16 protein-coding genes and 1 riboswitch are annotated in these 18,355 nt (G+C 71.2%); of the genes, 9 read left to right on the top strand and 7 right to left on the bottom strand.

The annotated features are described in order from the left end of the window. Positions 1 to 287: 287 nt before the first annotated feature. Genes AB0L75_RS19235 through AB0L75_RS19215 form a run of 5 tightly spaced genes read right to left on the bottom strand, consistent with a single transcriptional unit; the run spans position 288 to position 5,182 of the window. Complete coding sequence (locus tag AB0L75_RS19235) at positions 288 to 1,016, bottom strand: MBL fold metallo-hydrolase (RefSeq protein ID WP_365182238.1); 729 nt, start codon at positions 1,014 to 1,016, stop codon at positions 288 to 290. 3 nt (positions 1,017 to 1,019) lie between these two features. Further along, positions 1,020 to 1,538: a 3-isopropylmalate dehydratase gene (locus AB0L75_RS19230; protein ID WP_365182236.1), complete on the bottom strand. Its 519-nt coding sequence runs from the start codon at positions 1,536 to 1,538 to the stop codon at positions 1,020 to 1,022. After that, complete coding sequence (locus AB0L75_RS19225; RefSeq protein WP_365182234.1) at positions 1,538 to 2,791, bottom strand: aconitase/3-isopropylmalate dehydratase large subunit family protein; 1,254 nt, start codon at positions 2,789 to 2,791, stop codon at positions 1,538 to 1,540. Before AB0L75_RS19225 ends, AB0L75_RS19230 begins: the two co-directional genes overlap by 1 nt. Beyond that, entirely contained in the window at positions 2,791 to 3,696 is a 906-nt protein-coding gene (locus tag AB0L75_RS19220; protein ID WP_365182233.1) for an isocitrate lyase/PEP mutase family protein, read from the bottom strand. Before AB0L75_RS19220 ends, AB0L75_RS19225 begins: the two co-directional genes overlap by 1 nt. A 40-nt stretch (positions 3,697 to 3,736) precedes the next feature. Continuing rightward, positions 3,737 to 5,182, bottom strand: a complete 1,446-nt coding sequence (locus tag AB0L75_RS19215; protein ID WP_365182231.1) for an MmgE/PrpD family protein — start codon at positions 5,180 to 5,182, stop codon at positions 3,737 to 3,739. A gap of 113 nt (positions 5,183 to 5,295) precedes the next feature. Here AB0L75_RS19215 and AB0L75_RS19210 point away from each other — a divergent pair, with 113 nt between their 5' ends. Further along, entirely contained in the window at positions 5,296 to 5,988 is a 693-nt protein-coding gene (locus AB0L75_RS19210; RefSeq protein WP_365182230.1) for a GntR family transcriptional regulator, read from the top strand. A gap of 75 nt (positions 5,989 to 6,063) precedes the next feature. Here AB0L75_RS19210 and metE read toward each other — a convergent pair whose 3' ends face one another. Continuing rightward, the gene (gene metE / locus AB0L75_RS19205) at positions 6,064 to 8,373 is read right to left on the bottom strand and encodes a 5-methyltetrahydropteroyltriglutamate--homocysteine S-methyltransferase (RefSeq protein ID WP_365182228.1); all 2,310 of its coding nucleotides are present in this window, start codon (positions 8,371 to 8,373) and stop codon (positions 6,064 to 6,066) included. 154 nt (positions 8,374 to 8,527) lie between these two features. Further along, a riboswitch (cobalamin riboswitch) is annotated at positions 8,528 to 8,755 on the bottom strand. Between the two features lie 258 nt (positions 8,756 to 9,013). Between metE and AB0L75_RS19200 the strand changes: the two genes are divergently transcribed. Next, entirely contained in the window at positions 9,014 to 10,204 is a 1,191-nt protein-coding gene (locus tag AB0L75_RS19200; RefSeq protein WP_365182226.1) for an acyl-CoA dehydrogenase family protein, read from the top strand. A gap of 231 nt (positions 10,205 to 10,435) precedes the next feature. Further along, positions 10,436 to 11,323, top strand: coding sequence for a ferredoxin (locus AB0L75_RS19195; protein ID WP_365182224.1), 888 nt, complete (start codon positions 10,436 to 10,438; stop codon positions 11,321 to 11,323). Between the two features lie 112 nt (positions 11,324 to 11,435). On the opposite strand, the gene AB0L75_RS19190 is transcribed toward AB0L75_RS19195, so the two are convergent. Continuing rightward, on the bottom strand, positions 11,436 to 12,443 hold the full coding sequence (locus tag AB0L75_RS19190; protein ID WP_365182222.1) for a helix-turn-helix domain-containing protein: 1,008 nt from the start codon (positions 12,441 to 12,443) through the stop codon (positions 11,436 to 11,438). Between the two features lie 102 nt (positions 12,444 to 12,545). Between AB0L75_RS19190 and AB0L75_RS19185 the strand changes: the two genes are divergently transcribed. The 6 genes from AB0L75_RS19185 to AB0L75_RS19160 all read left to right on the top strand — a co-directional run. Then, the gene (locus AB0L75_RS19185) at positions 12,546 to 13,490 is read left to right on the top strand and encodes an NADP-dependent oxidoreductase (RefSeq protein WP_365182221.1); all 945 of its coding nucleotides are present in this window, start codon (positions 12,546 to 12,548) and stop codon (positions 13,488 to 13,490) included. A gap of 302 nt (positions 13,491 to 13,792) precedes the next feature. Next, the gene (locus tag AB0L75_RS19180; protein ID WP_365182219.1) at positions 13,793 to 15,181 is read left to right on the top strand and encodes an MFS transporter; all 1,389 of its coding nucleotides are present in this window, start codon (positions 13,793 to 13,795) and stop codon (positions 15,179 to 15,181) included. Positions 15,182 to 15,288: 107 nt separating this feature from the next. Then, entirely contained in the window at positions 15,289 to 16,038 is a 750-nt protein-coding gene (locus tag AB0L75_RS19175; protein ID WP_365182218.1) for a DUF4097 family beta strand repeat-containing protein, read from the top strand. A gap of 131 nt (positions 16,039 to 16,169) precedes the next feature. Then, a complete protein-coding gene (locus AB0L75_RS19170; protein ID WP_365182216.1) occupies positions 16,170 to 16,445 on the top strand; it encodes a hypothetical protein in 276 nt (91 codons plus the stop codon). 44 nt (positions 16,446 to 16,489) lie between these two features. Continuing rightward, the gene (locus AB0L75_RS19165; protein WP_365182215.1) at positions 16,490 to 16,792 is read left to right on the top strand and encodes a putative quinol monooxygenase; all 303 of its coding nucleotides are present in this window, start codon (positions 16,490 to 16,492) and stop codon (positions 16,790 to 16,792) included. A gap of 384 nt (positions 16,793 to 17,176) precedes the next feature. Beyond that, on the top strand, positions 17,177 to 18,355 hold a 1,179-nt coding region (locus AB0L75_RS19160; RefSeq protein WP_365182214.1), incomplete at its 3' end, for a hypothetical protein.

Below are 18,355 nucleotides of genomic sequence, written 5' to 3'. Positions count from 1 at the left end.
GTTTGCGCAGGAAACATGTCACAGAGCAGGTCTGAGATGCAGATCATGCGACAGGTCGGTCGTTCCCGGCGTTGAGCCGGACACTGCCCGCCCGAGGAGGTGAGACCCATGAACGCACCTCGCGGGGCGCGCCGTGCCGGATCATCGCCGCTGCAGATCACCATCCCGATCGAGTGCGTTTCGTACGGCACCTCGGCCGCCGGTCCGTCACATCACCGGCCAGAGCACGTGCTTGCCCGCCGCGACGCGGTGTGGTCGAAGGCGTCGGCGAGATGGGCATGGGACCGTCAGCCAGAGCGCTCTGGAAGAGGCCCGGGCGAACCGTCCGGCAACGTGTGGAGGAAACGGCGGAGGGCATCGGTGTCGGCTCCCGCCAGCGGCGTGCCGTGGGCGAAACCGATCGTCCTGAGGTCGTGGGGGAGCCTGGCGAGACTCTCGATCCGCAGCGCCGGATCAGCGGCGAGGGCGGCCGGACCCAGGGCCAGGTCACCGCGGTGGAAGACCGCATCGCCCATGAGGGCGGTGCGGGTGGGCTCGTGGAGCAGGACGATGTGCCCGGGGGAATGACCGGGCGTGTGGATGACCCGCAGGCCGTTCGAGCCGTCCACTACCTCGCCGTCGGTGACCGTCCCGTCGGCCGGGCAAGGGGCCCAGTGCAGCTTGGGCAGGCGGTCGAGCAGCCGCCCCGCGCGGCCGGAGCGGCCCTCGGGCGGGACGCGGCCCGCTTCCAGCCAGGGCCGGTCCGCGTCGTGGATGAGGATCCGCGCGCCCGTACGGCGTCGTAGTCCGGCCGCGCCCTGGACGTGGTCGGGGTGGGCGTGGGTGAGGATGACGCGACGGATGTCCGACGGCTTGCGGCCCAGTTCCGCCACCGCGTTCAGCAGGGCCGAGGGGGCTTTGGCCCAGCCGACGTCGACGAGTGTGAAGCCGTCGTCGCCGTCGACGAGGAAGGCGTTGTCCTGTGGGGTCGTCGCGATCCGGGTGATGCCCGGCGCGATCTGCTGATGTGTCGTCATCTCTCAGTTCCCGGATCCGTTCGGGACGGGGACATAGCCTTCGCGGGCGAGTCTGGGCAGGATGCCGCCCGCGGCGAGGATGTCCAGGACCAGCGGGGGGAGCGCTCCGCCCCGGAGGCGGACACCGGACCCCGTGTTCTCGGCCCAGCCCTCGGCGAAGTCCAGGCGCAGGGTGTCCCCGTCGGCGAATGCGCCCGTCACCCCGGGCACCGTCAGCGCGGGCAGTCCGTGGTTGACGCAGTTGCGCAGGAACAGCGAGTTGAACTCCTCGGCCACCAGCGCGGCCACGCCCAGTTCACGGAAGAGGGCGGCGACCGGGCGGGAGGAGCCGAGGCCGAAGTTCCGTCCGGCGACGAGGATGTCGCCGGGGGAGACCTCGTCGGTCCAGCCGGGGCGCAGCTCGTAGAAGATGTGCCGTGCGGCTTCGGGGACCGGCAGCTTCATGGCGAACGCCGGGTACATGGCGTCGGTGGTGACCGAGTCGCCGACCACCCAGACCCTTCCGGTGACGACCGTGTCCATCAGCGAAGCTCCTCTCGCGGGTCGGTGACATGGCCGGTCAGGGCCGAAGCGGCGACCGTGGCGGGCGAGGCCATGTAGATCTCCGCTTCGGGACTGCCCATGCGGCCGGTGAAGTTGCGGGTGGAGGAGGTCAGGCAGACCTCGCCGGGGGCGAGCAGGCCCATGTGGTAGCCGAAGCAGGCCCCGCAGGTGGAGTTGGTGATCACGGCGCCGGCGTCCGCGAGATCCTGCAGATACCCGGCGCGCAGCGCCTCCTGGTAGACCTGCTGCGAGGCCGGGGTGACCAGCAGCCGTACACCGGCAGCGACCTTGCGGCCGCGTACGACGTCGGCGGCGATGCGCAGGTCCTCTAGCTGTCCGTTGGCACAGGAGCCGATGAAGCACTGGTCGACCGGCCGGTGTTCGATCCGGGAGACCGGCAGTGCGTTCCGGCTGACGGTGCCGGGCCGGGCGACATACGGCTCCAGCGCGGACAGGTCCACGGTGCGTACGGCGGCGTAGGCGGCGTCCGGGTCGGGGTCGGCCTGTGCGTAGGTGTCCGGGGCGGCGCCGTGCCCGGCGAGGAAGTCGCGGGCCAGGTCGTCGATGGGGAACGTGGAGAAGTCGGCGGAGATCTCGGCGCCCTGGGTGGCGATGGTGCGCCGGTCGTTCATGGGGATCGAGGCCAGGCCTGGGCCGCCGTACTCCAGGTTGTGGTTGGTCGCGTCGCCGTAGGTGCCGGCGATGTACAGGAAGACGTCCTTGCCGGACACGGCGGCGGGCTTGGTGCCGACGAACTCGTAGCGCAGGGTGGGCGCGGCCTGGAACCAGGTCTTGCCGGTGCACAGGATCGCGTACACCTCGGCCGGGCCGAGGCCCCGGGCGGCCGTGTTGTAGGCGCCGCCCGCGCAGGTGTGGGAGTCGGTGCAGGCCAGGATCTCGCCCGGCCGGGCCAGGCCGTTCTCGGCGATGACCTGGTGGCAGATGCCGTGCCGGCCGACGTCGTAGAACTTCTCTATGCCGAAGGCGCGGGCGAACGCGCGGGCGTGGGTGCCGCCGATCGCGTCGTGGACGTGCGGGGCGGGCACGGCGTGGTCCATGACGACCGCGACCTTGTCCGGGTCGTTGATCTTCAGCGGCTGGACCCAGCCGGTGGCGAACTGAAGGTCGATCATGACGGTCATGTCGACGTCGCAGACCACCGTGTCACCGACGCCCACCTGATCAAGGCCCGCCTTGCGGGCGAGGATCTTCTCCAGCATGGTCATGCCCATCAGACACCGTCCTCGGTGTGGTCGTGGCGTTCGCCGATCGCGGACCATTCGCGCAGGCCGGCGAGTTCGAACAGGCCCTGCGGTCCCGGAGCGACCTCGGGCAGGGTGCCGCCGAGACGCCGCAGGGCCTCCAGCCCGTGCAGGGCGTAGGGGGCGAGCAGGGCGCCGGGGTGGATGGCGATGCGGTAGCCGAGCGCCGCGAGGCGCTCGGGCGCCGTGTCGGGGGTGAGGCCGCCCTGGACCATGTTGACCAGGAGCGGGGCGTCGACGGAGGCGGCGATCTTCTCGATCTCCTGGGTGCTCCGCGGTGCCTCGACGAAGACGACGTCGGCGCCCGCCGCGGCGTACCGGCCCGCCCGGTCGATGGCCTCGTCCAGACCCAGCGGTGCCCGGGCGTCGGTCCTCGCGATGACCACGAGGTCGTCGGTGCGGGCCTGGAGCGCGGCGTCGAGCCTGTCGGTGAACTCCCGTACCCCGACAAGCTCTTTGCCGGGCAGATGGCCGCACCTCTTGGGGAACGCCTGGTCCTCCAGGTGCAGGGCGGCGACCCCGGCCCGCTCGTACTCGCGGACGGTGCGGGCCACGTTCAGTGGGGCGCCGTAGCCGGTGTCGGCGTCCGCGATCAGGGGGATGCCGTCCAGGGCGGCGGCCACGATCCGGGCGCGGTCGGTCATCTCGGTCTGGGTGAGCAGTCCGATGTCGGGCAGGCCGAATCCGGCGACGGACACGCCTGCGCCGGTCAGATAGGCCGCGTCGAAGCCCGTGCGTGCCACGAGCTGGGCGGAGAGCCCGTCGAAGACGCCCGGGGCGGTGATCAGGCCGGGTCGGGCGAGCAGCGAGCGCAGCCGGCCGCCGGGTGTGCCGGGCGCGGTCGCGAGCGAACTGCCCTGTGCGGGTGCGGACATGGGGACCTTCCTTCCGTGTGCGGTGTGCGGTGTGCGGTGGTCAGTCGAGGGCGCCGCGGACGGGTGCGGCCAGCAGGTCCACCAGGCGGTCGAGGTCGGGTTGTGTCTCCAGGCCGAGGACGATCCGCTCGATCTCGGCGGCGCGGCCGGCGTCCATGACGCGTGCGGTCAGCGCCCGGTACTTCTCGCGGATCTCGTCGTCGGCGAGCGGATCGTCGGGTCCGCCGTGCGGCTGGTTCAGGGCGCGGGTGAAGACCGTGCCGCCGCGCAGGGTCACGGTCAGGCGGGTGTTGTAGCCGGGCCGGTCCCAGCCGGGATCCTGCTGTTCGTCGACCCGGGCCACTTCGGTCCGGCCGATCAGCTGCCAGACGTCGTCGGCATCGAGGCGGGCGGGCGTGAACTGTTCCGGCCGTACATGGCCGTCCAGGAGGGCGACTGCGGTGGCGTAGGCGAGGTTCATCTGGGCGCCGATGGTGGTCAGCGGTCGCTCGGGGGGCCACCAGCCGTGGTGGTGGATGGCGTCCGGCACCTCGATGCGGATGGCCTCGATGTCGTCGGGGGCCGGCCGGTGCCGGGCGGAGAGGGCGAGCGCGGCGTCGATGGCGGGGTGCAGACCGCCCATCGCCGCATGCAGCTTCACGGCGATCCGCTCGGTGTTCCATGTCTTGCCCAGGCCGTCGGTGAGCTGGGCGGCGTCGGGGTGGTGGCCCTCGCCGAAGGTGGAGAGGAAGCCGCCGTAGGGGCGCTCGAAGACCCGCTTGATGCCGGTGTATCCGGCCTGGGCGAGCCCTGCGGCGTAGAAGCCGTTGCGGGCGGCGAGCCCGTGGTGCATCCGCTTGGACATCGCCTCGTACTGCGCCGCCATCAAGCCGGCCGACTGGGTGCCCGCGAGGCCGAGCGCGTCCTCGAAGGCGGCCGCGTCCAGGCCGCGCAGGGCTCCCGCGGCGGCGGCCGCGGCATGTGTGCCGAAGACCGATCCGGAGTGCCAGCCGCGCGAGAGCATCTCGGGGCCGTGCAGCGCGAGGCCGACCCGGGTGCCGGTCTCGCACCCCAGGACGGTGGCCCGCAGGAACTCCGCCCCGCTGACAGAGGGGTTCAGGGTGGCGGTGGACAGCAGGGCGGGCAGCACCAGCGAGGCGCAGTGCAGCGGGGCGGCCGGAAAGTAGTCGTCCAGCTCGAAGCCCTGGATGAAGGTGCCGTTGAGGACGGCGGCCGCGGGAGCGCTGGTGGTGCGTCCCCAGCCGAGCAGGGGGACGTCCCCGGCGCCCTCCATGGCGAGGACGGCCCGCACGGCCGTACGCGACCAGGGCAGCTGCGCGCCGACGACCGCGCAGGCCAGGCCGTCGAGGACGAGATGCGCGGCCCGTCGCCGCACGGGCGCGGGGATCTGTTCCAGCGTGGTCGTGGCCAGCCAGGTGGCGAGCCGCCCGGTGGGTCCGGCGGGATCGGTGGGCGGGCGGGTGGTCGTAGGCGTCGGTGCGGACACCGCGCTCACCTCCAACGTCGTACGGCTCGGAGCAGGGCCGGAGCGGTCTCAGCGTCGCTCATATTAGAATTTATAACATCTAGTTTTGTCGAGTGCGCCGGTAGCATGACGCCATGGCTCTGAAGCGCACCTCTCTTCCCCGCACCGCCGAGGCCGTGGCCCTGGCGGAACTGCGGGACGCGATCGTCCGCGGGGATCTGGCTCCCGGCACCCAGATCCGGCAGACGGCCGCGGCGGAAGAGCTGGGACTGAGCGTCATCCCGGTCCGGGAGGCCCTGAAGACCCTGGCCGGAGAGGGGATCGTCACCTACGTCCCGCAACGCGGGTACACCGTCACGGAACTGACCCCGCGCAGCGTCGACGGCATCTTCCGGATCAGGGAACTGCTGGAGAGCGAGGCCGAGGCGAACGCGGCGGCCCGGCTACGGCCCGAGGACATCACGGCGATGCGCGCCGCCGTGGACGCCCAGCGCGCCGCCACGGCCGCCGCCGACGCGCCGGGCGTGATCGCCGCCAACCGGAGCTTCCACTTCGCCCTGCTCGACCGGTGCGACAACGACTGGCTGCTGCGCTTCGTCAGGCAGCTGTGGGAAGCGCTGGAGCCGCACCGCGCCCTGTCCTACCGACGCGCCGCGGCCGCCGGTGAATCCGCGCGGGCCGAGGCGATCCTCGCCGAGCACGACCGCATCGTCACCGCCTTCGAGAACGGCGGGACCCCACGCGCGCTGCGGCTGCTGGCCGAGCATCGCACAGAGGGCCGCGCCGACTTCCACCGGCTGCTCGGTCCCGCCGAGCACACGGACTGACCCTCGCGGCGCGGCCCGGTCCGGGAGTGAGCCGGGCTCGCTCCCGGACCGGGCCGGACGGGTGGTGCGCTACCGCTACAGCTCGGCTCGTACGGTGCGGGCGGCCGCGACCAGGTTCTCCAGCGAGGCGCGGGTCTCCGGCCAGCCGCGGGTCTTCAGGCCGCAGTCGGGGTTGACCCACAGCCGTTCGGCGGGGATCGCCCGCAGACCGGTGCGCAGGAGCGCGGCCGCCTCCTGTGGGCTGGGGACACGCGGGGAGTGGATGTCGTAGACACCGGGCCCAGCCTCGCGCGGATAGCCGTGGGCGGCCAGTTCCCGGGCGACCTGCATATGGGAGCGGGCGGCCTCCAGGCTGATGACATCGGCGTCGAGATCGTCGATGGCCCGGACGATGTCACCGAACTCGGCGTAGCACATGTGGGTGTGGATCTGGGTGTCCGGGCGGACGCCACCGGTGGTCAGCCGGAACGCCTCGGTGGCCCAGGCGAGATAGCCCGGGCGGTCGGCGGCGCGCAGCGGCAGCGTCTCGCGCAGCGCGGGCTCGTCGACCTGGATCACCGAAGTCCCCGCCGCCTCCAGGTCGTTCACCTCGTCGCGCAGGGCGAGGGCGACCTGCCGGGCGGTCTCGGCGAGGGGCTGGTCGTCGCGGACGAAGGACCAGGCGAGCATCGTGACGGGGCCGGTGAGCATGCCCTTGACCGGGCGGTCCGTGAGCGACTGGGCGTACGTCGTCCAGCGCACGGTCATCGGCGCCGGCCGCGCGATGTCACCGGCGAGGATCGGCGGGCGGACGTACCGGGTGCCGTAGGACTGGACCCAGCCGTGCAGGGTGGTGAGGAAGCCGGTGAGCTGCTCCGCGAAGTACTGGACCATGTCGTTGCGTTCGGCTTCACCATGCACCAGGACATCCAGTCCGGCCTTCTCCTGGAAGGAGATCACCTCCCGGATCTCCGCCGCGATGCGCTCCTCGTAGCCGCCCGTGCCGATGCGCCCGGCGCGCAAGTCGGCGCGCGCGGCGCGCACTTCGGCGGTCTGCGGAAACGAACCGATGGTGGTCGTCGGCAGCAGCGGCAGACCGAGACGGGCGCGCTGGGCCGACGCCCGCTCGGCGTACGGCTGGCAGCGGCGCGCGTCCGCCCCGGTGACGGCGGCGGCCCGGGCCCGCACGGCCGGATCGTGGGTGAGGGGGGAGCGGGCGCGGGAGGCCAGGTCGGCGCGGTTCGCGGCCAGTTCGGCGCTGATCGTGTCGATGCCGTGGGTGAGCCCCTTGGCAAGGGTGACCACCTCGGCGGTCTTCTGCCGCGCGAAGGCGAGCCAGCGCAGGATCTGCGGCTCGATGTCGCGTTCCAGGGCGGCGTCGAGCGGCACGTGCAGCAGGGAGCAGGACGCCGACACATCGACCCGGTCCGCGAGGCCGAGCAGGGTACCGAGCGTGGCGAGGGACTGCCGCAGGTCGTCGGCCCAGATGTTGCGGCCGTCGACGACGCCGGCGACCAGGCGCTTGCCGGGCAGCCCGCCGACGGCGGCGAGGGCGTCCACATGGGCGGCGCCCGCACCGGTGAAGTCCAGGGCCAGGCCCTCGACCGGAGCCTTGGCCAGCATCGGCAGAGCCTCGCCGAGCCGGTCGAAGTAGGAGGCCACCAGCAGCTTGGGCCGGTCGGCGCGGGCTCCGAGGTCGCGGTAGGCGCGGGCGGCGGCGTTCAGCTCGGCCGGGGTACGGTCCTGCACGAGCGCGGGCTCGTCCAGCTGGACCCACTCGGCGCCGGCGGCGCGCAGGTCGGCGAGGATCTCGCCGTACACCGGCAGCAGCCGGTCCAGCAGGGTGAGCGGGTCGAAGTCACCGGCCACGCCGGGCGCGGGTTTGGCCAGCAGCAGATAGGTGACGGGCCCGACGAGGACGGGCCGGGCGGTCAGGCCCTCGGCTAGGGCCTCCCGCAACTCGGCGACCTGCTTGCCGGAGTCGGCCGTGAACACCGTGTCCGGTCCCAACTCGGGTACCAGATAGTGGTAGTTGGTGTCGAACCACTTGGTCATCTCCAGCGGCGCGACATCCTGCGTGCCGCGCGCCATGGCGAAGTACTCGGCGAGCGGATCCGCGGCGACCGCCGCCCGGTGGCGTGCCGGGATCGCGCCGAGCATGACGGTGGTGTCGAGCACATGGTCGTAGTACGAGAAGTCGCCCGTCGGCACCTCGTCGACGCCGGCGTCCGCCAGTTGCCGCCAGGTGCCGCGGCGCAGGCCGGCGGCGGTGGACCTCAGCGCGTCGGCGCTGACGCGGCCCTTCCAGTAACCCTCGATGGCCTTCTTCAGCTGCCGGTCGCGACCCTGGCGGGGGTAGCCGTACACGGTGGCCCGTGCTGCCGCGGCTGCGGACTTGCTGGTCACGGAGATCTCCTTCGCGAGATGAATCCCTGAGATCCCGGAGACGGGACGAGAGCGCGAAGGGGTGACGGACCGGACGGCAACGGCCCACGGCCGTCCGCTCGGTTGGCTACGCCGACCCGCCCTCGAGGTCACCGGGATGTCCGCGCACGAGTCGTCCCGCACACGGGCAGTTGGCAGGTCTTCGGACTCACGGGCACGCCCATGCCTTGTACCAAGGCGAGGACACCTACTGGCCGTCGCTTCCCAGGCCCTCTCGGCCCAGTGCGTATGACGGCGGTCGTTCCCGCTCACCGCTGCGGGGCAGTCCCGGATTCCCACCGGGTTCCCTCTTACGACGCCTGCCGCCTGGCTGACGGGGCGAACCAGCTGCAGGAGCCACCCTAAGGGGCCGCCGCGGGGCGCGGTGCGGCACTTCCGGCATTCGGACGGTGAGTTGGGACACGCGGCCGTACCGCGCCCCGCGCACCCGCGGGGAGCACGGCCTCGCGGCGCCCCGCGTGGTGCGGGAAGCGACGGCGCGGCCGACCGACAGGCCGATTGAAGCCGGTCGGGTGATTGGCAGGCCGGTCCCGGCTTGGGAGCGGCCCGTCAGGGGCTTCGCCGGAGAGACTGCGGCCATCCCAGTGGAGGTGGCGAAGATATGCTCAGCGACAGCACAGCGACGATCCTGGCCGAGAGGTCGAGCGCGGCGGCGGTCGTCGCCGCGGCTCCGCGCGTGGCGCAGATCGCGGCGCGGTGCAGCGAGGAGACGGAGGCCGCCCGGCGGCTTGCGCCCGAGGTGGTCGAGGCGGTGCGGGAGGCCGGGTTCGCCCGGCACTTCGTGCCCGCGGCCTTCGGCGGTACGGAAGGCCGTTTCGTCGACATGACCTCGGCCGTGACCCTGGTCGGCGAGGGCTGCGCCTCGGCGGCCTGGGCCGCCTCGCTGTCCGCGTACGCCGCCCGGTACGGGGCGTTCCTGCCCCTGGAGGGACAGGCGGTGCTCTGGGCCGACGGGCCGGACGCTCTGATGGCCGGCGCGCTCATGCCGGCCGGGAAGGCGGAGCGCGTCTCGGGTGGCTGGCGGCTCAGCGGTGAGTGGAAGTACATCAGCGGGGTGCGGTTCGCCGACTGGGTCTTCGCCTGCTCCGCCGTACCCGGCAAGGCGGGCCCCGACGGGCGGGGCGAGGTGCGGTTCTTCGCGGTGCCGCGGGCGGACATCACCGTGAAGGACACCTGGTTCACACTGGGCATGCGCGGAACCGGCAGCGACACCATGGTCCTCGACGACGCCTTCGTACCGGAGGCACTGACCCTGTCGCGGTTCGACATCAACGCGGGCCGGGCGACGGCCTCCGAGGCGCGGTGCCACACGGTCCCCGTGAACGCCGTCAACGCCCTGCCGCTCGCCGTCCCTGTGGTGGGCGCCGCGCGGGGTACGGTGCGCGCCGCGGCGGAGCAGAGCATCCGCCGGACCGACCGGCGCGGTGCCCCGCTGCGTGAGAAGCCGTCGGTGCAGATCGACCTGGCCCGCTCGGCAGCCGAGGTGGACGCTGCCGAACTCCTCGTCCAGCGGGCCGCACGGGTCGCCGACGGCATCGAGCGGACCGAGGACGGCGAGGCTGCGGTCCGCGGGCCACGGGACTTCGCGCAGGCCGTCGAACTGTCCGTGTCGGCCGTCGAACGGCTGTTCCGCGGCACGGGGACGACGGGCCATTTCGAGTCCGACCCCGTGCAGCGGTTCTGGCGGGACGTCAACACCGCCGCGTCTCACGTGATCTTCTCCTTCGAGACCGCCGGAGCGGCCTACGGCGCCTGGGCACTGGGCGCCGAGGGCCCGGATCCGAGGCGGTGACCTCGCCGAGGCGGTAGGGCGCCGCGACAGGGCCACAGGATCCGGCCGGCCGGTACGGACCTCGAGCACTACTGGCAACGGATGTCGTTTTCAAACTCTGGGACTGGCCGCTCTGAGCAGTGCGCTGCCGCAAACACAAGATCCGGGCCCCCTTCCCTTATCCGCGAGGCGTGGACTACCTCTGGAGACCGAGAAGCCCGATGTCGGACGCGCTGCGGGGAGGAACGGGCCATGAGTGACGAACGGTTACAGGACGGCTGGTATGTGGATGAGCGATGCACAAACTGCGATGTCGCACGGCAGCTCGCGCCCGGCCTGATCGCTGAGGTGGAAGGCCGCTCGGCCGTCCTGCGCCAGCCCCGCGACCGGGCCGAGCAGGAGCTGCTCCACGCCGCCGCGCATGCCTGCCCCACCCGCTCGATCCGTCCCCCCGGCGGACGGCTGGACGCGGGACAGGACCCCTTCCCGATGGTCCTGGACGACACCGTGCACCTGTGCGGACACAACTCCACGCACACCGCCGGCGCCAACTCCTACCTGTTACGCCGCCCCGACGGCACCGCGATGATGGTGGACACCCCGCGCTGGAGCGACGCGCTGGCCGCCCGCTTCGAGAAGCCGGGCGCCGTCACCGATGTCCTGCTCACTCACCGCGACCATGCCGCGCACGGCCGGCGCTACGCCGACCGCTTCGGTGCCCGGCTGTGGATCCACGAGGGCGACCTCGATACCGCCCCGGACGCCGACCATGTCCTTCGGGGCACCGACCCCGCCGAGATCGCCGAAGGAGTGATCGCCTACCCCCTGCCCGGCCACACACTGGGCAGCGTGCTCTACGTCGCCGACGAGCGGTACTGCTTCAGCGGCGACAGCTTCTACTGGTCGCGAACGGCACAGGACATCGTGGTGGCCGAGACCGTCACCTGGTACTCCATCACCGAGTTGGCCGACTCGCTGGCACGGACCGTCGACCGGCTGCGCTTCGAGTGGCTGCTGCCGGGCCACGGCGACCGCCAGCGCCTCCCCGCCGACGACATGGCCCGGCGACTGCGGCGGCTCGCGGCACACACCCGCGAACTCCGGCCCCGGCCCATCGACTTCACCGCGGTGCGCTGGTAGCGGCCTGGTCCAGGCTGTCGGCCGGGGTCGGCCGGGCCAGGGCGATGGCGGCGCCGATGCGCGGTCAGCCAGAGGGCAGGCCGAGGCGGCGTGGGCGGGATGTCGCCCCGCATCAGCCTGTGGCGCTCAGCGGCTGACGGCCGGTCCGGTCGTGGTTCCGGCCCTGGAAGGTACGCCGGTACACGGCGGGTGAGACGCCGATTGCGGCGGCCAGGTGCTGGCGCAGCGAGGAGGCGCTGCCGAACCCGGCGTGCTCGGCGACCCGGTCCACCGGCAGATCGCTGGACTCCAGCAGCCTGCGGGCGAGTTCGAGCCGCTGGGAGGTGAGCCACTGGCCGGGGGTCTGGCCGGTCTCGGCGCGGAAACGACGGCTGAAGGTGCGCACGCTCATGCCCGCCTGGGTGGCCAACTGGGCGAGCTTGATGGGCTGGTGGAGCTGCCGGAGGGCCCACTCGCGGGCCCCGGCGGTGTCGCTGCCGGTCACATCGGGGACGGGCCGGGCAATGTACTGGGCCTGTCCGCCGTCACGCCATGGCGGAACGACACATAGGCGGGCGACCTGATTGGCGATCTCGCTGCCGTGGTCGTGGCGGATCAGGTGCAGGCAGAGGTCCATCCCGGCGGCGGCGCCGGCCGAGGTGAGCACGTCGCCGTCGTCCACGTAGAGCACGTCGGGATCGAGCGGGGTGCGCGGGTACAGCTCGCGGAAGCGCTCGGCGTGAATCCAGTGCGTGGTGGCGGGCCGGCCGTCGAGCAGCCCGGCGGCAGCGAGGACGAAGGAGGCCGTGCAGATCGACACCACGCGGGTACCGGGCCGGAGTTGGGCCAGCGCGGCGGCGACCGGCTTGGGAAGCGGGTCGCTGCCGCCGATCGGATCGTCGATGGCCGCCACGATCAGGGTGTCGGCGGTGGCGATCACGCTCGCGTCGTGCTCGACGGCGATCGAGAAGTCCTCGCTGGTGCGCACCGTCCGACCGTCCGGGGTGCAGGTGAGCACCTCGTAGAGCCGGTCGCCGTGCGGGCCGTAGGCGAGGCCGAAGGCCTTGGCGGGGATGCCGAGTTCGTAAGGGAAGACGCCGGGGAGGGCGAGGACGACGACGCGGTGCATGGCCTGCTGCATGGCCGGATTCTCTCACTCATTGGCAATCTGGCCACTCGTTTTCGGTTGCCGGGTGGCAGCAGGCTGTTGATCAACCGCGAACGAGTTGGGGAGTGAATCCGGATGGCGGAGAAGATGGTGGCCGTGGCCTTCGAAGAGCCGGGCGGGCCGGAGGTCCTGAAGGTCGTGGAACGGGAGCGGCCGATACCCGGTCCGGCGGAGATCCTGGTCCGGGTGCGCGCGGCCGGCGTCAACCCGGTGGACTGGAAGACCCGGACGGCCGGTGTCCTGTTCGTCCCCGGTGACGGCATCGTGGGGTGGGACGTCTCGGGTGTGGTGGAGGCCGTCGGCCTCGGCGTGACGCTCTTCCGGCCGGGCGACGAGGTGTACGGCATGCCGGGCTTCCCGCGGATGGTCGGCGGCTATGCGCAGTACGTGGCCGCTCCGGCACGCCACTTCGCCCCCAAGCCGGCCGGACTCGACCATGTGCAGGCGGCGGCCCTGCCGCTGGCCGCGCTCACGGCCTGGCAGGCCCTGATGGACATGGCGGACCTGCAGGAGGGGCAGCGAGTCCTGGTGCACGCCGCGGCAGGTGGGGTGGGGCACCTGGCGGTGCAGATCGCCAAGGCGTACGGCGCGTACGTCATCGGCACGGCCAGCGCGGGCAAGCACGAGTTCGTGCGGGAGCTGGGTGCGGACGAGGTGATCGACTACACAGCGGTCGACTTCGCCTCGGTGGTCTCCGATGTGGATGTGGTGATCGACCCGATCGTCGGGGACTACCAGGAGCGCTCGCTGTCGGTGCTGCGGAACGGCGGCACGTTGATCACCCTCCCGGCCCGCGAGACCGAGGCGCTCGCCTCGGCCGCGGCCGCGCGCTCCATCCGCTCGGGCTTCATGCTGGTCGAGCCCGACCGGCGAGCGCTGTTGGCCATCACGGAGTTGGTCGAGACCGGCAAGCTGAAGGTCCACGTCGACGCCGTCTTCCCGCTGGCGGACGCCGCCAAGGCCCACGAACTCGGTGAAACCGGGAGGGCCACGGGAAAGCTGGTGCTCACCATCGACTGATGGAACGTCATCGTGTGGTGATCCCAGGGTGCTCGGAGTGCATTGCCGCGGTCAACGAGATCGTGCGCGGGCCGGCTTCCGAATACGAGTAGCTGGCCAGTAGCTGGCTGGTTCCCTGGGACGCACCACATCGGCGTAATCCTCGCCCGGTCCTGACCGCCGCCTAGCGAAACGCGCTGGCCGAGCTTCCCGGGTTCACGCATTGCCGAACCCAGACGATAAAGAGGTATCTCATCGTGGCAAGTAGTCAGCAATCAGCTATCCCGCCGATAGTGGCCGAGAAAGCTGACGCTATCCCGTGGATGACGATATCCATCGTCTTGTCCGCCCTGTTCATGGCCGTCCTTGACTCGTTCATCGTCGTGGTCGCCGACCCCTCGATCGTGGCGGACCTGCATGCATCCACCGGCGATGTCCAGTGGGTTCTGGCGGGTTATCAGCTGAGTTACGCGGTCTTCATCATTACCGCTACTCGCCTGGCTGACCTGTACGGCCGCAAGCGGATTTTCCTTCTCGGGGTGGCCCTGTTCACTCTGTCATCATTCGCTTGCGCGCTGTCACCGGACGCGGGCAGCCTCATCGCCGCGCGTGTCATCCAGGGCCTAGGAGCCGCCCTGATGGTTCCCCAGGTGTTCGCGTACGTCACGGTGCTGGTGCCGGCGCCGAGGCGGCACAACGTATACGGCGTGCTCGGCATCGTCATGGGTATGGCCACCATCGGCGGACAGCTCATCGGCGGACTGCTGATCGGCGCCGACCTGTTCGACTCCGGCTGGCGTCTGGTGTTCTGGGTGAACGTGCCGATCGGAATCGTCCTGTTCCTGCTCGCCGTGCGGTACGTGCCAAAGACAGGCTCAGCCGCCACCCGCAAGCTGGACATCCCCGGCGTCCTGGTGCTCAGCGCGGCCCTCTTCCTCCTGGTGCTCCCGCTGATCCAGGGGCAGCAGGCAGGCTGGCCAGGGTGGGTCTGGGCCTGCTTCGCGGGCAGCGCGGTCGCGTTCGGCTTGTTCGTCGCGGTCGAGCGGGGCCTGGAACGGCGGGGCGGGGATCCACTGGTACCGCTGACGCTTTTCAGGCAGCGCTCGTTCTCGCTCGGGATCATTCTCGTCCTCGCCCTGTACGCGCTGATCTACTCGTACTACCTGGCCTTGTCGGTGACGATGCAGCAAGGCCTCAACATGTCGGCGCTCGGCGCGGGCCTGGTCTACGCGCCGGCAGCCACCGCATTCTTCGTGTTCAGCATGGTGGCGAGCCGGACCATCCCGAAATACGGACGACGTGTCCTCGAGATCGGGGCGGTCATCCTGGCGAGCGGTTACCTGGCGACCGGCCTCTTGCTGGTGTCCGGCCCGCGGATCACTCCGCTGCTCGTGATCCCCACGCTCATTCTGCAGAGCGTCGGTGGCGGACTGGTCATCACGCCGGCGCTCAACACGGTGCTCAGCCGTGTCAAGCCGGAGTCGGCCGGCGTCGCGTCAGGGGTATTGTCCACGGCCCAGCAGTGTGGCGGAGCGCTGGGCGTTGCCGTTGTCGGAGCCGTCTTCTTCGGCTCCTTCCATCCCTCGACAGTCGGCAGGGTTGCCGCCGCAGGTCACGCCTTCTCCGCCGCGTCCTTCGGGGTGTTCGTCATCGCTGTCATCGCGGGCATTGTCGTCTTCCTTCTGCCGAAGGCGCCGGCGGCTCAGGCCTGACACCATGGGCTATGAGCTGCTCACTCCATTACGCGACCACGTGAGACGCCGGAGTGCCACGACCACCCTGCCGGCAAATCGCAGGCACATGTGGGGGGGGTAGCCCCATGTCGGGGCTCACCGAGGGTTTCCAGCGGCTCCGCTTTCTCGCGGCTGCGTCCGTGACCGCGATCGCGGCAGGAGTGCTCGGTGCTTGCGATGCGCTTGACGACAAGACCTTCGAGGATGACCACACCGTCTCGGACAAGATCACTTCGGTACGACTCGACAACGAGGACGGCGGGGTCGAGGTACGCGGCGCCGAGGGCGCCACGACCGTGTCGGTCCACCGCAAGGTCGACTACCAGGACGACAAGCCGGAATCGCCGACCTACCGTGTCGAGAACGGCGTCCTGGTGCTCGCCGGCTGCGGTCACGACTGCTCGGTGAACTACACGGTCGACATGCCGGCGAGCGTGCCGGTGACCGGCTCGACGACGAACGGAGAGGTGGACCTGTCCGCCGTGGGCGAGGTGAAGGTGTCCACCAGTAACGGGGACGTGACCGTGGACGGCGCCACTGGTCCGGTCAACCTGCGCACCTCGAACGGCCAGGTCGATGCGAAGGGTCTGAAGGGCGGCGGGGTGAGCGCTGAGACGTCCAACGGGCCGGTCTCCATCAGCCCGGCGATGGCCCAGGACGCGTGGGTGAAGACCTCCAGCGGCAACGTCACCGTCACGGCGCCGACCGGTCCCTATCAGGTATCCACCGACATCAGGAACGGCAGCCGTCACATCTCCGTACCCACCGACCCGTCCGCCAAGTACGCCTTGGACCTGAGCACATCCAGTGGAGACATCACGGTGAAGGCCGCATGATGGCCTGCCGTCAGGCTTGTTCCGGCTAGGCCGTTCCGGTCTCGAACGGCGGCGCCCCGAGCTTGTCCGCCACCGCTGCTCGGCCACCGACAGGCCGAGCCTGCGCCTCGAACTGGGCTGCCGACCTGGGCATGTCGGATGTGCGGGCGCCGCAGGTGGAGGAACGCCCCCTGCCGCCTGCCCGATCCCGGGGCAGCGCTGTAGGTGGCTGGGTCCTCACCATCGCGCTGAACGTGGCGGCGCCGATCTTCACCTACAACGCCCTGCGTGATCAGGGGTGGAGTGAGTTTGCCGCGCTGCTGGCAAGCGGTGCCTGGCCGCTGCTCGACAGTGCCGTGCACCTCGCGTGGCGGCGCCGCCTCGATGAGTTCGCCATCGTGACCCACCGAGATCGTCTCACCCCGTGACCAGCGGTTGCGGGATACCCCTTGGGTAGACTTCGCTGCAGCGCATGTCACAGCCGATACAACTCGTCATCCTCATCACTGCGCTTCCGGGCCGCGGCCAGGAACAGATCGCTGCGTTCGAGCGTCTGGCGCCGATCGTGCGCGCCGAGCCGGGATGCCTGCAATACGACATGCACCAGGTGAGCGACGAGCCCGACCGCTTCGTTCTCATCGAGCGATGGTCGTCGAAGGACGCACTGGCCGCGCACGATGCCACCCCACACATGATCGAAGCCGATGCGGCCAGTCCGGCGTTCCGAGCAGGTCCCGCAGAAGTCATCCAGCTCGTCGCTCAACCCCTGGCCTGACCTCATCACGTACCACCCTGCCCGGAGCCGTTCCTCCTAGGCACCGAATGCGGGCACAACCGTCCCCGCTTGGGCCACCGCGGAGTGTGTCGATCGCTTCCGCCGGGGAGACCGGGAGGGCCGACGAGGGCCGGCTCCGGCTGTTCGATATTTCGTCGGCAGGCCGGTGGCCATATTTGATCGGTGGATGCGAAGGGCGGCTGCGTGCCCGGCACCCGTCAACCGCCCTGCTCGCTGCTCTTGCGCCGCCCATGCCAAGGCTCTATAACGTCTCCTGCAGGTATCGGCGGGGATGGCCGGAAATGGCAGGTGCCGCCGACCAGGGGGGATCCTCGGCTCCGCCGCGATCGGCATCAGTGCCCGCAGACCGACGGAGACCGAACCATGACCGACGACGCATATCGTGCTGCCCTGACCCGCCTGGCCGTCGACCCGGCCTTCCGCGCCGAACTCGACGGCGACACCGGCGAGGTGGCGCGAAGACTCGGCCTGTCGCCCGCCCAGGTCGCCGAACTCCGCTCCCTCCGCGTCGAGTCCGGCACCGACGGGGGACCGGCCGCACTCGACCCACGGCTGTCCAAGTCGTCCCTGTTCTTCGGAAGCGCGGCGCATGCGCTGACGCATCACGACATCACGGCTGACCACGCCGTCCCGGCCGACCGCCAGGCCGCGGTGACGCACGAGGCCTACACGACCCACGCCGTCCCGGCGGAGCAGGTCTCCGGCGACCACGATGCTGGTGCCCCGGCCTCCGCCGACCAGGGCTACGACCTGTCGGGTCCCGCCGAGGGCCAGGAAGGCGCCGGCGGCCTGGACACGGCCGCCACCGGCGCCCACAGCCTCCTCGGCGGCCCCCTGCTGGACGGATCCCCGGCCGCAGTGGTCGGCGAGCCGGACCAGGTCGGCAACTTCGGTGACTTCGGAGGGTTCGGCGAGTATGGAAGCGAGGGCCCGGGCTCGGACCTCGGCGGATTCGGGGACCATGTCGGCGGTGGCGCCGAGGGGGGCTTCGGCGGCTTCGGCGCCGGGGGCGACGGCGGGTTCGGCGGCACCGAAGGGGGCTTCGGCGGCTTCGATGGCGGTTCCGACGGCGGATTCGGCGATGGCGGTCTTGGCACCGGCGGCTTCGGCGACGGTGGGTTCGGCGACGGCGGTTTCGGCGACCTCGGGGGCCACGGCGGCTTCGGCCATGCCGGCGGGGAGGGCGGCGGGGACGCCGGTCACTTCGGTCACGGCGGAATCTACGACCGTGACGGCGGGGACGGCGGCGGTGGCGGCGAAGGCGGCGGTGGTGAGGGCGGTGGTGACCCGGAGAACACCAATCGCCCCAGTGGCGGTGGTGGTCATGGTGGTGGTGAGGGTGGCGGCGGCGGTGAAGGCGGCGGCGACCCCGAGAACAGCAACCGTCCCAGTGGTGGCGGTGGTCATGGTGGTGGTGAGGGTGGCGGCGGCGGTGGTGAGGGTGGCGGTGACCCGGAGAACACCAATCGCCCCAGTGGCGGTGGTGGTCATGGTGGTGGTGAGGGTGGCGGCGGCGGTGAAGGCGGCGGCGACCCCGAGAAC

Origin of the sequence: Streptomyces sp. NPDC052101, assembly GCF_040680235.1 — a bacterium.
Lineage (GTDB): Bacteria > Actinomycetota > Actinomycetes > Streptomycetales > Streptomycetaceae > Streptomyces.
The sequence above is the reverse complement of the archived record's forward strand: the minus strand, read 5'-3'. Positions and strand labels throughout refer to the sequence as shown.